Annotated in this window: 17 protein-coding genes; 13 read left to right on the top strand and 4 right to left on the bottom strand. The window is 37.5% G+C overall.

Going from position 1 to position 14712, the window contains the following annotated elements:
• Positions 1 to 201: 201 nt before the first annotated feature.
• Together AC59HZ_RS25480 and AC59HZ_RS25475 are read right to left on the bottom strand one after the other, a co-directional pair.
• Entirely contained in the window at positions 202 to 396 is a 195-nt protein-coding gene (locus AC59HZ_RS25480) for a hypothetical protein (RefSeq protein ID WP_496548557.1), read from the bottom strand.
• Between the two features lie 965 nt (positions 397 to 1361).
• Positions 1362 to 1877: a YcxB family protein gene (locus AC59HZ_RS25475; RefSeq protein WP_496548556.1), complete on the bottom strand. Its 516-nt coding sequence runs from the start codon at positions 1875 to 1877 to the stop codon at positions 1362 to 1364.
• Positions 1878 to 1967: 90 nt separating this feature from the next.
• Between AC59HZ_RS25475 and AC59HZ_RS25470 the strand changes: the two genes are divergently transcribed.
• The 7 genes from AC59HZ_RS25470 (at position 1968) to AC59HZ_RS25440 (ending at position 5948) form a co-directional block, all read left to right on the top strand.
• A complete protein-coding gene (locus AC59HZ_RS25470; protein ID WP_496548555.1) occupies positions 1968 to 2387 on the top strand; it encodes a hypothetical protein in 420 nt (139 codons plus the stop codon).
• 110 nt (positions 2388 to 2497) lie between these two features.
• The gene (locus AC59HZ_RS25465) at positions 2498 to 2773 is read left to right on the top strand and encodes a DUF4190 domain-containing protein (protein ID WP_496548554.1); all 276 of its coding nucleotides are present in this window, start codon (positions 2498 to 2500) and stop codon (positions 2771 to 2773) included.
• Between the two features lie 209 nt (positions 2774 to 2982).
• Positions 2983 to 3993, top strand: coding sequence for a DUF3231 family protein (locus AC59HZ_RS25460; protein ID WP_496548553.1), 1011 nt, complete (start codon positions 2983 to 2985; stop codon positions 3991 to 3993).
• Positions 3994 to 4191: 198 nt separating this feature from the next.
• On the top strand, positions 4192 to 4392 hold the full coding sequence (locus AC59HZ_RS25455) for a hypothetical protein (RefSeq protein WP_496548552.1): 201 nt from the start codon (positions 4192 to 4194) through the stop codon (positions 4390 to 4392).
• A gap of 61 nt (positions 4393 to 4453) precedes the next feature.
• On the top strand, positions 4454 to 4915 hold the full coding sequence (locus AC59HZ_RS25450; protein WP_496548551.1) for an NUDIX domain-containing protein: 462 nt from the start codon (positions 4454 to 4456) through the stop codon (positions 4913 to 4915).
• 159 nt (positions 4916 to 5074) lie between these two features.
• Positions 5075 to 5227 (top strand): YwzD family small protein, encoded by a 153-nt coding sequence (locus tag AC59HZ_RS25445; RefSeq protein ID WP_496548550.1) that lies wholly within the window; start codon positions 5075 to 5077, stop codon positions 5225 to 5227.
• 199 nt (positions 5228 to 5426) lie between these two features.
• Positions 5427 to 5948, top strand: coding sequence for a hypothetical protein (locus AC59HZ_RS25440; protein ID WP_496548549.1), 522 nt, complete (start codon positions 5427 to 5429; stop codon positions 5946 to 5948).
• 38 nt (positions 5949 to 5986) lie between these two features.
• Here the strand turns inward: AC59HZ_RS25440 and AC59HZ_RS25435 are convergent, their stop codons facing one another.
• Positions 5987 to 7492 carry a sensor histidine kinase gene (locus tag AC59HZ_RS25435; protein WP_496548548.1) on the bottom strand — a complete coding sequence of 502 codons (1506 nt, stop codon included), beginning with the start codon at positions 7490 to 7492 and terminating at the stop codon, positions 5987 to 5989.
• Entirely contained in the window at positions 7482 to 8180 is a 699-nt protein-coding gene (locus AC59HZ_RS25430; RefSeq protein WP_496548547.1) for a response regulator transcription factor, read from the bottom strand. Before AC59HZ_RS25430 ends, AC59HZ_RS25435 begins: the two co-directional genes overlap by 11 nt.
• A 369-nt stretch (positions 8181 to 8549) precedes the next feature.
• On the opposite strand from AC59HZ_RS25430, the gene AC59HZ_RS25425 reads away from it, so the two are divergent.
• The 6 genes from AC59HZ_RS25425 to galU all read left to right on the top strand — a co-directional run bounded on the left by AC59HZ_RS25425 (position 8550) and on the right by galU (position 14656).
• On the top strand, positions 8550 to 9281 hold the full coding sequence (locus AC59HZ_RS25425) for a YveK family protein (protein WP_496548546.1): 732 nt from the start codon (positions 8550 to 8552) through the stop codon (positions 9279 to 9281).
• Positions 9271 to 9972 carry a CpsD/CapB family tyrosine-protein kinase gene (locus tag AC59HZ_RS25420; protein ID WP_496548545.1) on the top strand — a complete coding sequence of 234 codons (702 nt, stop codon included), beginning with the start codon at positions 9271 to 9273 and terminating at the stop codon, positions 9970 to 9972. The genes AC59HZ_RS25425 and AC59HZ_RS25420 overlap by 11 nt, the downstream gene beginning before the upstream one ends.
• Before the next feature lie 99 nt (positions 9973 to 10071).
• Positions 10072 to 10836 carry a tyrosine-protein phosphatase gene (locus AC59HZ_RS25415; RefSeq protein WP_496548544.1) on the top strand — a complete coding sequence of 255 codons (765 nt, stop codon included), beginning with the start codon at positions 10072 to 10074 and terminating at the stop codon, positions 10834 to 10836.
• Positions 10837 to 11253: 417 nt separating this feature from the next.
• A complete protein-coding gene (locus AC59HZ_RS25410) occupies positions 11254 to 11724 on the top strand; it encodes a replication protein (protein WP_496548543.1) in 471 nt (156 codons plus the stop codon).
• A 171-nt stretch (positions 11725 to 11895) separates the two neighbouring features.
• Positions 11896 to 13722 (top strand): polysaccharide biosynthesis protein, encoded by a 1827-nt coding sequence (locus tag AC59HZ_RS25405; RefSeq protein ID WP_496548542.1) that lies wholly within the window; start codon positions 11896 to 11898, stop codon positions 13720 to 13722.
• A gap of 52 nt (positions 13723 to 13774) precedes the next feature.
• Positions 13775 to 14656, top strand: coding sequence for a UTP--glucose-1-phosphate uridylyltransferase GalU (gene galU, locus AC59HZ_RS25400; protein WP_496548541.1), 882 nt, complete (start codon positions 13775 to 13777; stop codon positions 14654 to 14656).
• Positions 14657 to 14712 lie beyond the last annotated feature (56 nt).

The following is a 14712-nucleotide window of genomic DNA, read 5'->3' as shown; positions in this document are numbered from 1 at the left end:
TTTTAACTTATCCGAGAGTAAAGATGCTTTCTCCGAGAGTAAGTATAGCTTATCTGAGAGAAAAATGTCCTTCCGACAGGCTATACGAGAGTAAATAGAGGTTATCCGCTGTTAAATTGAAACTCCCTTCAGCCTCTGAGGGGAGTTGGTTTTTTATGGTATAATCCAAGATAATATAAGCCTTCAATAGACCAGAGTAGATTAGTCCTCAATTGTATTTAAATAAGGACTCCCGCCTTCAGAATTAGTCCTTGTGGAACGATCCTCACTTGTATCTAAATAAGGTCTGCCACCAGCGAAATTTGCCTGTATGGATGGATTATTACTAGTATCTAAATAAGGATTTCTTTCCTTATAACTAGTAGGGTTACTTAATCGTTTATGGTCTTCGCGCATAAAATTCACCTCTGTTAATAGAATGTGTGGAAATGTAAAGATAAATACAGGTTTAAAAAAAGATTCGACATACTTTTTAGGCTGTTAATAGTTTTTCTATGATTAGATGGGCTTAAGGGATTTTTAATCAAACGATTGATTAGTGAAGAATATGAGTGAAAGGGGTAGAATGATGTTATCGGAAGCGAAATCAGTCCAACTTTGTTGAAAGATTGGATATTTCCTGCGAAATACATTTGCGAACCTCGACAATTTTCAATCCTGCTTTCCATCAAAATTTCAGATAGGAAAGCATTTTAAGTCGTTTTAATCAAACGATTGAATAGTATAGCATATACGGAATTTAGTCGAAAGGAAGTCCTAATTCAACGCTGTTATAATGAAGGATCGCACGTTTTAAAAGGGGTGTACTAACGCGATTCCTTGTTTTTGTTAACCTAACAAGAAGTAGCATTTAGCAAGTTAGGTATTCTTAATTTTACAGTAGTCAATATTTCTTCTAGTGACTATGCCACACTAAAAGTAGTGTAATCTAGTTGTGAAATCCTCTGCTTTAATACTTTTCTACAATTTTTAAATAACCTTAAAGATTTGTTCATAGTTTGTTCATATGTAGGGGGTATTATAAGTACATGAAGAGAACAGCTTAATCAACTCTCTCTTTGACCCCCTTATAAAAATATTTGTTGCGCATCCGGCCTTGTGCCGGATCTTTTTTTGCAAAAAAAAAAGCCTTAATTAAGAGGCATTAAGGGCAAACCAGGGTGAGGAATGTAGTCGTAATAGTAAGACGAATAAGCATTTCGAATATCATCATCATGTTGACCACCTCTTTAGGTTTTATAATATAAGTGTACACCTTTTTTATGAAAAATATATAAAGCAATTGTAAATTAATTGTCAATTTGATATTGCTGGCAACTGGTCATATTAAACTCCTTTCTAAAAATAAAACCCTCTGCCCATCAACTCGAACCAATCTTCCCAGCAAGATAATTCCGCACTCCCGTCTCATCATTCAACTCTCTCTTCGGAAGAATACAAGCACTAATCCCGCTGTTGTAGAGATAGATATTATTTTGATCCTCTTTCATCTCAACAATCCCAGCCCAGTTCACCCTTGTTTCGCCATTTGCGCTAGAATCCACAATTCCCTCATCGGTCATCCTCAGCACATGATCGCCTAACAGGCCGGCATTCTTACCTTCTTTCATCATTTTCGAAGTCATCCTCTTAACATGACGATAGAAATACTTTGGATAAAAAATAATCCAAAGAACCGCCATAATCAAATAAATAACAAACGCGGTACCAAACGGCATATTGCCATACCGAGACGCCAGATATGCCGCAATAATAAATATAACCGGCAGCAAAAACCGTTGAATATTCAAGGAACGCATCGCAGCTTTGGAATTTTTGACATGAAACATATTGAAGTTCAAATAGTCTTCTTCGGTTAAATGGTAGTGGATCTCCATAAAAAATCTCCTTTGCATTAAACTTGTCCATTCGAAATCTAGCGGCAGCCATATATTGATAGTATCACTACAAGAAAGGGGGATTTATCCATGTCGAGCAGCAAAAAAGATAAAAAGGAAGAAGAAGAAACCACACACGAACACAAATGTGACTGCTGCAAAATCAATATAAACATCAATTACACCTTTAATATAGGTAACACAGAAAATCATATCGAACAGCGAGCAGAGGGCGGCGGGCAAATTAACAAGCACGTGGGCACAAACGCCAATCAAGGCGGGCAAAATGCGATTGATCACAGCGCATCGGCCAATACCGATTCCAATTTCGCCGATGGCAACGGCAGAAGCGGGATTGCCGGTAATGATAACGATGAAGCGGGCGGACAGCAAGGCATCAAAGTGCGCGACAGCATCGTGAAGAAGAGCATCATTGCATCAGGCTCCGAGCACAACGAAAGCGGCGACATACCACCAACCGATGAAACCACCGAAGAAGAATCCGAATAAGCATATTCTCCTTCGCCATATCGACCTACTCGCATTTTTGGGTAGGTCATTTTTATTAGTACCTAACGGGAATGAAAAAATGGTAAAATTATCAAAAAGGGGGATGGAGAATGTCTGAAAAAAATCAAACAAACACTAGTTCAGTAATCTCTTTAACGGTCGGTATTTTATCATTATTAATTCCTTTTATTGGTTTCATATTAGGCATTATTGGAATAGTCTTTTCAAGAAAAGCTGTAAAACAAATTAATAAAACAAGTGAAAATGGCAGAGGATTAGCAACCGCAGGTTTAATTTGTAGTATTGTTGGAATTGTTATTCAACTTTTAATGGTACTGGGTTATGTTGCCTTTTTCTTCTCGGTATCCAGTTCTATAACCAATTAAAGTTGGCGGTCAACATTAATAGCTAAAATGGAGCACAAAATGTGCTCTTTTTTTATGTGTTTTATGATTTTTCCAGATGGTTTTGTGTCTGGTTTTTCAAAGGGATAGCAAAGGAAATGGAGCAGTGACCAAGCTTACGGGTAAATAAAGATAAGGTATATTTTAAGGCAATGCAAGACAATCTATGAAAAAACAATGAGGTGTCTTGTGTGAATTCCAATCATGAAACCAAATTGACTTCCGCAGAGATTGCTGCCCTCTGGACACAATATTTAAACGAAACAGCAGGGCTTTGCTTTCACAATCACATGATGGAACACCTTGAGGACAAGGAAATCAAAGATGCTTTTGAATATGCGATTTCTCTCGGTACCAAACATTTGGAGAAAATAAAAGAATTCCTTGTCAGTGAAGGTTTTCCAGTTCCCGTTGGATTTACGAATCATGACGTGACTCCAAACACACCCCGTCTTTTTTCTGATGTATTTTGTTTGCATTTTTTAAATATCATGAGCATCCATGGCTGTCATGGATACAGTGGGGCGGTCACAACAAGTACTCGACATGATATTCGGGAATATTATACGAGCTGTAATGCTTCTGCAGTTGAATTATGTAATCGGACAAAGAATGTTTTGATAGAAAAAGGCTTATACTATCGCCCTCCTGTGGTTTACCCACCTGAAAAACCTGACTTTGTCAAAAACGACAACTTTTTAGCGGGATGGTTTGGTGAAAAAAGACCGTTAAGCTGTATTGAGATCACCGATATTTATTTTAATTTGAAGAAGAGCATCATGGCGAAAGCACTCACAGTTGCCTTTTGCCAAGTCGCTCCGTTTAAAAAGGTTCGAGACTTTTTATTGGAAGCCGTGAAAACAAAAGACAGTCACATCCAAATGTTTAATGACATATTGAATAAAGAAAATCTGCCTTCACCGCCCACTTTAGAAGCGGAAGTTACGGATTCTATCACTTCTCCGTTTTCAGAAAAGCTAATGATGTTTCAAGTCGGATTTTTATTCTCAACCGCAATGGTGTATTACGGGACGGGATGGGCATCGTCACCCAGAAGGGATTTGACTCCACATTACATGATGGCCATTTCTGGCGATGTGAAAATTGGAACCGATTGGATGGACATGATGATTGATAACGGTTGGCTGGAACAACCTCCATTAGCCGAAGACAGAACGAAATTAGCAATGAAGGATAAATGAAGTTTTTCTTAATTAGATATTGAAACAAGAAATGGCTCATGATAGTGAAATGAGCCATTTTTTAATGGCAAAATCAGATGCAATACAAGTTGGCATCAAACAAAATCATTTCGAATCGTAGTCTATTATAACAACAGAAAACAGCCTATAATATTAATTAAGAAAAATGATAAAAGGCTTAAGGAGCTTGATTAAAAAATGGTCATTCAGTCAAACATGTCACCAAAAGCGATTGTGGAGGTTTGGGAAGGGGCAGCAACCATTTTGAAACAATATCATGTTCCCATAATGGAAACGACCTTAGAAGCAGTTGTTAAACCAGATGTACTGCTCACTCTCCTGAAGGAATTAAATGATTTTGTTGGCAGTTCAATGGCTACTTGTGTAGAAGGTGGCTGACTAGTACCAACCAAAAAGGAGTAGGTTGCTCCTTGGATACATAACGATAGGAGGCTTGATTATGGATTATTGTGAAATGATGCGGAGCATGATTGGGAACACCCCTTTGATCATCGTACGGCCAAGTGTTGCGGTCATGAATCAGCAAGGAGAAATATTGCTGAGCAGGTTTTCAGCCGGCAGTTGGGGAATACCTGGCGGGATCTTACAGTTAGATGAATCGGTTGAAGATTGTTTAAAAAGAAATGTACAAAAAGAGATTGGATTAAAGCTGAACCGATTATCCTTATTTGGGGTATTTTCCGGCGCGGCATTAATGGAAAAACCAGAGGACGACAGTAATGAGTATCAGATGGTGGCAATAGGATATATATGTACGGACTATGAAGGAGAAATCGCGCCAGATGAGAATCAAGCAATCGAGGCTGCATTTTTCCCATTAGATGAATTGCCTGAAGAAATGGAGCCATTTATCAAAGAAAAGATTGCTGAATTAAAAGGTAGCATGAAAAAATTCATTTAGCATAAAAAAGCCAGTCCTACAGCGGTCTGGCTTATCTTCCTCCAAATCTTCGACAATATTCATATGTTTTCCACAATTATCAACTGGTAATATATTTACATTGATACTCTAATCTAGTAAAATATGTTACTAGTACTAATTAAAGGAGGATAGTCGAATTTGGAACGCGAAGATAAAAATAACTCGAATCTCGCCGATTTTTCGGAGATTGTGAAGAAGGCATATGAAAAGGGCCTCAATGAGAATGAAATGACACCGGAAAAATTAATTGAAGATATAAAAGTCGATCTCAAAAATATGATGATTAGCTAAATATATAGATTTGAATGCTGCCTGAGGTAATCGGCAGTTTTTTGTTTTTTATGGGGTAACCATTAAGTAAAATAGGAATTACTGCCTAAGTAGTAAAAAAATAGCATGACGTAATGACTGAAAATTGTGAACTAGGAGGAATTTGGGAATTATTTGTAGAAATATACGTCACATAATTCCATCAGAGGTGAAGATGACGATGAGGCAAACTCGACAATATAAATCTCCCAATGCTGCAATGTTGTGGTCGGTAGTTCTTCCGGGATTCGGCCAATTATACAATAAGGATTATCTTGTCGGCTTTGCCTTGATCGTCTTGGAGTTTGTCGTGAATTTGAACGCAAACTTAAACTTTTCCCTTATCACTACCTTTATGGGTGATATAAATTCAGCTCATCATTCGATTGATTATCGCTGGGGGCTTTTTTATCCATCGATTTATGGTTACGCGATCTGGCAGGCCTATAATTCCGCTAGAGCCAATAATGAAAAACTTGCAGGGGGAGAAGGACTAATGAGAACCTATTTCTCCGGTTTCTTCCTTGGATTGGTCATCGGAATGGATTTCGGGCTTTTCTGGCATGACGGCGGCTTTATCATGGACCATCACGTGGTTCGATTCTTAGATTATCCTGTTGTGAACGGGATTGTGTTCGGACTGCTCATTGGAATCCTTGGGCACATTATGGAAAATAAGGTGTATCGAAACATAAAAAGGTGAATGATCAATGAAAAAAAATGACCCAAGTTGTTCTTGAGTCACTTTAATTTGTTAGGCAAAGTCACGACAAAGGTAGTGATATTATTTTTGCTGGTAACATCCGTCCGGCCTTTATGCAGCTCCACGAATCTCTTGACCACCGCTAAACCTAAGCCGGTTCCGGCATAATCTTTTTGGACAGCTTTTCCCCGATAAGAGTGTTCAAAGATTAGACATAGTTCTTCCTCTGGTATTTCCACGCCTCTATTTCTGATGGTGATTTGAATACTCGCCCCATCTGAAGACAATCCCGTATATATCCATTTTGGTTCAAACGAATACTTCACCGCATTTTCGATTATAGAATCCAATATATGGAGGATGTGCTCATAAGGAATAAAGGTGATTATCCCCTCTTGTATGCTCATCTCATAAGTGATTTTCTCGTCATCCATCATTTTCCGATCAAGGTAATCAATCAGATGATGGGACAAACTATAGGAATGCCCACCTTCTGTTTCGATTTCTTGTAATTTTGACAACGTAATAATCTTCTCGGTCATTGAAGAAATCCGTTCAACCTGGGAAGCAATCATATCGAGTCGTTCTGCTACCTTTTTTTCATTTTTAAATCCGAACATTCGAAAATAATCAACGGAATGCAGGATCGACTGCAGCGGTGTTCGTATTTGATGAGTAATCTCCCGAGCGCTTTGCTGTTGAGAGAGAACCGCTTGTTCCGCTCGTTCTAAAATGAAATTCACTTCATCTGTTAATTGATTTAGATAGGAATTATTTTTTGAATGATAAGGAATTCGTTCACGAAAATTATCTTTGTTCACGTGTTTTAACTTTTTTAATGCTGTATGTAAAGGTTTGAAAATATCTCTAGCAGCGTAATACGCGGCCAAAAAGGCGGCTATATAAATCATGAAAAAGGCCGTAATCAATTGAAATAAAATGGTTTTGATCCGCAGTAAGTAGGCATACTCAATATTCACATAGGTACGAATTTCTCCGCGAAATCCAGGTACATCCACAGGTTTGCTTACATAGGAAAAATAAAGACCTTGATCTTTTACAAGATGAATGTTTTTATTTTTTTGAAAAAAGCCATGTCCCAATAAAAACCGATAACCTTCTACCGTCATGTTCGTAACGGCATGGAAAAATGGCGGGGTTCGAGTCATGGGAACATCCCCACAAGAGATGGGTGATTGACTCACCGGTAAATGAAGTTTGGCCTTAGAATTGTACTTGGAAACCATTTGGGTATCCCGGTTGTAGGTAACGATACAATATACATCTCCGGCCAACAGTTGGAAATGCCTATCTTTTATTTTTTGAGGCATCGCACGATCTGGGACGCCCAGAAGATCCGGCCCTGTTTTAACCTTCATATTTTGCCAGTGATAGCGAGAGGTCAATACCTCATCTAGTTCAGAAAGCAGCAGAAAGGGTGTACGGATGAAAGATAAGACAACAAAAATAATCGTAATAAAGAAGGCGATCCGAATAGACAGACGAGCAGATATACGTTTTGATTCCGATACATTAGTCTTCAAGAAGATATCCTACCCCTCGTACCGTTTGGATGTAATCATAGGGAAGCGTTTCGCGTAAACGCTTGATGGCTACATCAATTTTGTTTTTGTCAGAATCGGATATTTCGTCGTACCCCCATACTTCCTTGGCAATTTCCTCGCGTGAAACGGCATGGTTTTTGTTTTTTACTAAGCATACAAGGATATCTAACAGTGTAGGGCTGAGATGCACCAGCTGTTTACCTGCTGTTACCCGCCGATTGATTAAGGATATGGTCAGGTCTTTGTAAGACAATATGCTGATATAAGGCTTAGACGAATTTTGTAATCTTCGAATAACGGTTTGAATTTTTGCAATCAATACCGGTATATTATAAGGTTTTGTAATATAATCTTCCGCACCGGAATACAGCCCTTGTGTCACATCTGCCGGATCAGCTCTAGCTGTAAGGTATATATAGGGTACCGTCTTTTTTTCATTTACCATTCTGGCCACGTCAAAACCAGAACACATTAAGCCATGTTGGGCATAAGGATCTAACGTGATATCTAAAATCATAAGGTCATATTCGTTTTCCAGTGCGGCAATATACGTGTCTTTGGCATTATTATAGTAATCCACCTCAAAGGATGCTTCCTGTAACATCTCCTGCAAAAAAGACCCAATCACCACATCATCATCCAAAAGTAATAATCGCAAATTCTCCACCTCTATAATAATTATTTTACAATAAGGCTAAAAATATTAAGTTTCCCTATACAATCTGGCATCCCTTTTGAGAGCTATGTCCATTATACGACAAAATTCTTACAATCCTGTCAGAAAACATTCAGGAAATGGTAAGTAGTGGTATTCTGAGTTTTGTAGTTTAATAGGACTTGTGTCATATTAAATAAGGTTTAGTTGGGAATTGAAATATCTACCAATTAACAATATCCTCTTCAAATTTATTACAAAAAAGTGTTTAATATTTCATGTACAATCAATTTATGACAATTTTTTTACAACAATAATAAAAATGTGACAAAATGTGATATAATGTACAATGTTTTGTATTTACGTATTCAGGAGGACGAAATGGAAGAGACTATAAGTTTAAAAGAGTTGCTCGAGACTTTGAAAAAACGATTGCTATTAATCGTTTCGATAACCGTCATTGCCGGATTAATCAGTGGAATTGTAAGTTATGTTTTCTTAACCCCGATCTACCAAGCTTCAACACAAATTCTCGTAAACCAAACGAAAAACGACCAAACGTCGTACAACATAGGTGAAGTACAAACCAACCTTCAATTAATTAATACCTATAATGTTATTATTACAAGCCCAGCGATCTTAGATATCGTCATTGATGAACTTAAATTAAAGGTGACGGCTTCTCAATTAAAAGAAAAGATTACGGTAGGAAGTGAAAAGGATTCACAGGTTGTGAACCTTTCTGTTCAGGACCCAAAGGCAGAAGATGCAGCTGAAATCGCAAATAAAACTGCAGAAGTTTTCAAAAATGAAATTCCGAAAATCATGAAAGTTGATAATGTTAGCATTTTGGCAAAAGCGGATGTTTCTGATAATCCATCACCAATTAAACCAAGAAAATTATTAAATGTAGCAATTGCTATTGTTGTTGGATTAATGGCTGGTGTTGGACTTGCATTCTTACTTGAGTACTTTAATAACACGATCAAAAACGAACAAGATATCGAAAAAATATTAGAACTTCCAATCTTAGGTGTAATCGCTACAATTGATGACCAAAAGATTGAAGAATTGAAAAAGAAAACGGACAGAGGTGATTCCATTGGCGCTTAAAAAGAAGAAAATAACCAGTAGTGATGCTAGTCGAAAATTAATAACTGCCATTGCACCAAAATCACCAATTTCTGAGCAATATCGAACGATTCGTACGAATATCCAATATTCATCTGTTGACGAAGAAATCAGAGCGATCATGGTTACATCTTCTGGTCCTGCTGAAGGGAAATCAACAACAGCCGCTAACTTAGCGGTTACATTTTCCCAATTAGGGAAAAGAGTATTGCTAGTTGATGCAGATTTACGAAAGCCGACGGTTCACCATACATTTGGGTTAAATAACCTTATTGGATTTACAACCGTCTTAACGAAACAAGCAACACTTGAAAATGCATTACTCGATACAAGTGTAAAAGATTTATATGTTTTAACAAGTGGCCCAGTTCCGCCAAATCCAGCTGAACTATTAAGCTCAAAATCCATGGAACAATTTATGGAAGAAGTAAAAACACAATTTGAGTATATCATTTTTGATACACCACCGTTATTAGCTGTAGCGGATCCGCAAATACTTGCAAACCAATGCGATGGCTCGATTCTCGTTGTTTATAGCGAAAAAACAGAAATTGATCAAGCTAAAAAATCTAAGGAATTGCTCGGAAATGCACAAAGTAAACTACTAGGTGTAGTTCTAAATCATAAAGAAATAAAGAATAATGACTATTACTATTATTATGGTTCAAAATAACAAGTTTCGACAAATTTTGTCCATTTCCTAGTGCTTTCGACGGTGGTGCGATTATAAAGTTGTAGGAAAATAGCAGTTTATTGGAAAAGAGTGTGGGGTATGATTGATCTACATTGTCACATATTGCCTGGAGTAGACGATGGGGCGAAGGACTTATCGGAAAGTATCTTAATGGCCAAGAAAGCCGTTGAACAAGGTATTCATACGATTGTCGCTACCCCGCATCATTTAAATAATCGATATGAAAATAATAGACAACAAATTGTTGCTAGAGTTGAAGAGTTAAATCGCGCGTTAGTACAAGAAAAAATAGATCTAAATGTTCTTCCAGGTCAAGAAACTCGGATCTACGGTGAAATGGTTGATGGATATGAGGCGGGTGAGATACTTCCAATCAATAACACACAGTATGTGTTAGTAGAATTCTCCTCGTCGCATGTTCCAAGATACTCGGAAAAGCTGTTTTATGGTTTACAGATGAAAGGCCTTATTCCGGTAATCGTACATCCCGAACGAAACCAGCAGATTATTGAACAACCGGACATTCTTTATCGATTTGTAGAAAAAGGTGCGCTAACTCAGGTTACAGCAGCAAGTGTTTGCGGTGATTTTGGGAAAAAGATAAAAAACTTTTCACTGCAATTAATCGAAGCAAACCTTACTCACGTGATTGCTTCGGATGCTCATAACACGAGCAGCCGTACGTTCAAGATGAGTGAAGCGTTTGATACGATTCAAACGAAGTATGGAAATGAAATGGTGTATTTATTTGAAGAAAATGCAGCCATTATTATTGATGGCGGCCATGTTTACAAAGAAACACCGGAACGAATTAAAAAGAAGAAGTTCTTTAAAATATTTTAACCAACTAAGCCTATGCGAATACACAGAAACAATTAAACTATTCTTCAGGCTTAAGGGCCTGAACGGCGAGGCTACCCTGTCCGTTATCCATGGGGGCACTCGGTCTTCTTGTGGGTCTTTTTTACGAGGACCTTAGACATGTGTTGTCGAAAGAATGACGTGAGGATGGGTTAGATGCCCATTGAAATACAAACCAAAACAATAAATATCTAATGAAAGAATAAGTGTGAAAGCACTTGCAATTCCATTAGGTATTTAGAAAGCGCCTTTATGCACAATGTCATTCAAAATTACATGGACTGGACTCGTTTTAAACCAGGAGAACTTGCGTCTGAAGTTATTAATTTACTCTGTCTTGGGTATAATTCAAATGTTAAAAAACAGTAAACAAAATTCAACTTGAATGGAGACTCAACAATGGCATGGGCCGATCTTACTTATGATCAAAAAGTTGAGATTTACAAAGTCGTATTTAAAGAACAATTTGACGCTCCAAGGGATCCCGATTTAGCTGTTTATGACATGTTGGTTCGTTCGCAAATTCTTCGGCACAGTTTCACTAAAAGACAGATGGTAATACTTGAGTTTATTATGACGCTCTCATTTGCTTTCCAAAAAAGAGAAGCTTTGATACCGAAGTTGCAGGATTTTGAACTTGCAGGAATTTCTAAGAAAATAATCAAAGAGGAATTAAAGAAACTTCTTGATATGAACGTGATTATATGGAATCAAGAAGAACATTTATTTTCAATTGAAGATCCACGAAAATGGATTACACCTTATAATGCTGGTTTTAATGTTGACCGTGCTCGTGAGTTGTTTTATTTGAACGTGAACCATGCAAAAATTGATATTCAACCACTACTCAAAAAGAAAGAGGAGATGTAGTGTTTTTTATGAGTTTAATTCCTAAAACATGGACTATGTTTTAGGAAAACTAAAATAAGTTAGTGACGTTTTTTAATATGCCTATAAGGGAGGTAGGGGGAATTCGCCTGCGTTCTTTATTTAATTAAAGTATTATCCGATTAAATCTATTAGAAAAGGGGGAATGGACGGATGACATATGGGAAAAGGTTAACCGCTCTGTCGATTCTGGATTCACTTATTGTATTAACAGCAGTCTACATAAGCTATTTTACACTTAATCCGGAATTGCAAATTTTTAAAATTCCAATGCTGCTTGTTACTGCGCTAACCTTATTAATCTGCCATCATTTATTTGCTTCTATTTATAAGCTCTATAATAAGGCATGGCAATATGCGAGTGTAGGTGAATTAATTGCAATTGTTAAAGCGGTAACGTTCACCATTATTGTAACGGCATTAGTTCAGGAAATTGTTTTTCATAACATATATGTGAGAGCATTGATGATCGCATGGATGCTCCATGTTCTATTAATTGGAGGTTCCCGGTTTTCCTGGAGGATGTTCCGTGACAATTTTATTACTAAACAGCAAAATATTAAACCAACGTTAATTATCGGGGCTGGCAGAGGCGGAACAATGGTGGCTCGGCAATTATTAAACAACCAGGATGTTGATTTAAAACCGGTAGCGTTTATTGATGATGATCCATTAAAGTACAGGTTGGATATTTTAGGAATACCCGTGGTTGGGGGTTCTGCATATATTACTCAAACAGTTGAAAGATTTCAAATTGAAAATATCATTATAGCCATTCCCTCTTTAAATAAAAAGGAATTAAATCGTATTTTTGAAGAGTGTGCAAAAACCAAGGTGAAAACACAAATTATTCCGAAGCTTGAGGATTTAATGACTGGGAAGATTTCTGTAAATCAGTTCCGTGATGTTCAGGTAGAGGATTTATTAGGAAGAGAACCAGTAGAGTTAGATATTGCGGGGATTTCTGAAAATGTCTCAGGAAAAACAGTAATGGTTACGGGTGCAGGTGGATCGATAGGTTCAGAAATTTGCCGACAGATTTGTAAGTTTAACCCTAGTAAAATTGTCCTTTTGGGACATGGAGAGAACAGTATTTACTTGATTGATATGGAACTGCGGAAACAATATCAGAATCAAATCGAGATTGTTCCTGTTATTGGCGATATTCAGGATCGGGTTAGAATCTTTGAAGTGATGGAAGAGCATAGACCATTTGTGGTGTATCATGCGGCAGCTCATAAACATGTACCGTTGATGGAATATAACCCGAGAGAAGCTGTTAAGAATAATATTTTTGGTACGAGGAATGTTGCGGAAGCTGCGGATACATTTGGTGTGAATACATTTGTTTTGATTTCTTCCGATAAAGCTGTTAATCCTCCGAATGTGATGGGAGCCACAAAGCGATTTGCGGAGATGAATATTCAGAGTCTATCAGCTACTAGTAATACAAAGTTCGTTGCGGTACGGTTTGGAAATGTTCTTGGCAGTCGTGGTAGTGTTATTCCATTATTTAAAAGACAAATTGCAGCAGGAGGACCTGTAACGGTTACGCACCCTGAAATGACTCGTTACTTTATGACGATACCAGAAGCATCAAGACTTGTTATACAGGCAGGTTCGTTAGCTCGTGGTGGCGAGGTATTTGTTCTTGATATGGGTGAACCTGTTAAGATTGTAGATTTGGCGAAAAATCTTATTAAACTTTCAGGCTATACAATTGATGAAATCGGGATTGAATACTCCGGACTTCGTCCAGGGGAGAAGATGTACGAGGAGCTTCTTAATGAAAATGAAGTAAATCCAGAGCAGGTTTTTCCAAAGATTCATATTGGAAAGGCAAAGGTTATTCATGCTACTGCTTTAGCTGAGTTAATCGAGAGTCTGTTAACTATGTCAGAACCGGAAATGCACGATACGTTATTAGAAGTTGCGAATAATAAATTTGACAGATCAGCTGCTTTATCAACCGCAAACTAAATAAAGCGCTATATGCGGATGTTAAAAGAAAGAGATTAAAGGTGGAGTGTATATGAAAAAGGTTCGTAAAGCGATTATTCCTGCTGCTGGACTGGGCACTAGATTCCTTCCGGCTACTAAGGCAATGCCTAAGGAAATGTTGCCAATTGTTGATAAACCGACAATACAATATATTGTCGAAGAAGCAATTGCTTCAGGAATTGAAGATATTATCATCGTCACAGGAAAAGGCAAGCGGGCGATAGAAGACCATTTTGATTTTGCTCCAGAGTTAGAGCAAAACTTAATTGAAAAAGGTAAGACGGATATCCTTGAAAAAGTTCGTTATTCTACTAATCTAGCTGATATTCATTATATACGGCAGAAAGAACCTAAAGGTTTAGGTCATGCGGTTTGGTGTGCGAGAAATTTTATTGGTGAAGAACCGTTTGCAGTACTTCTTGGTGATGATATTGTCCAAAGTGAGACGCCTTGCCTAAAACAATTAATTAATATTTATGAGGAAACTCACTCTTCAGTGATTGGTGTGCAATCTGTACCTAATGAAGAAACCCATCGATATGGAATTATTGATCCAGCAGCCCAAGAAGGGCGACGTTTTCAAGTAAACAATTTCGTGGAAAAACCGACTCATGGTACAGCACCATCAAATCTAGCGATAATGGGACGGTATATTCTAACACCGGAAATCTTTATGTTTTTGGAACAGCAGGAATCTGGTGCTGGTGGAGAGATACAATTAACGGATGCAATTCAAAAATTGAATCAAATTCAACGAGTATTTGCTTATGATTTTGAAGGTAAAAGATTTGATGTTGGGGAGAAAATTGGATTTGTAAAAACGACAATTGAGTTTGCGTTACAGGATCAGAATTTAATGTTGGAATTATTACCATATCTTGAAAAGATCATGAATGAGATGAAAGTGAAATAGAGAATTGAATGTATGGCCTATGTTTCATACTAATAGACATGGGCCGTAATTTTGGT

This window comes from Neobacillus sp. DZ-9, from assembly GCF_059587065.1.
The sequence above is the reverse complement of the archived record's forward strand: the minus strand, read 5'-3'. Positions and strand labels throughout refer to the sequence as shown.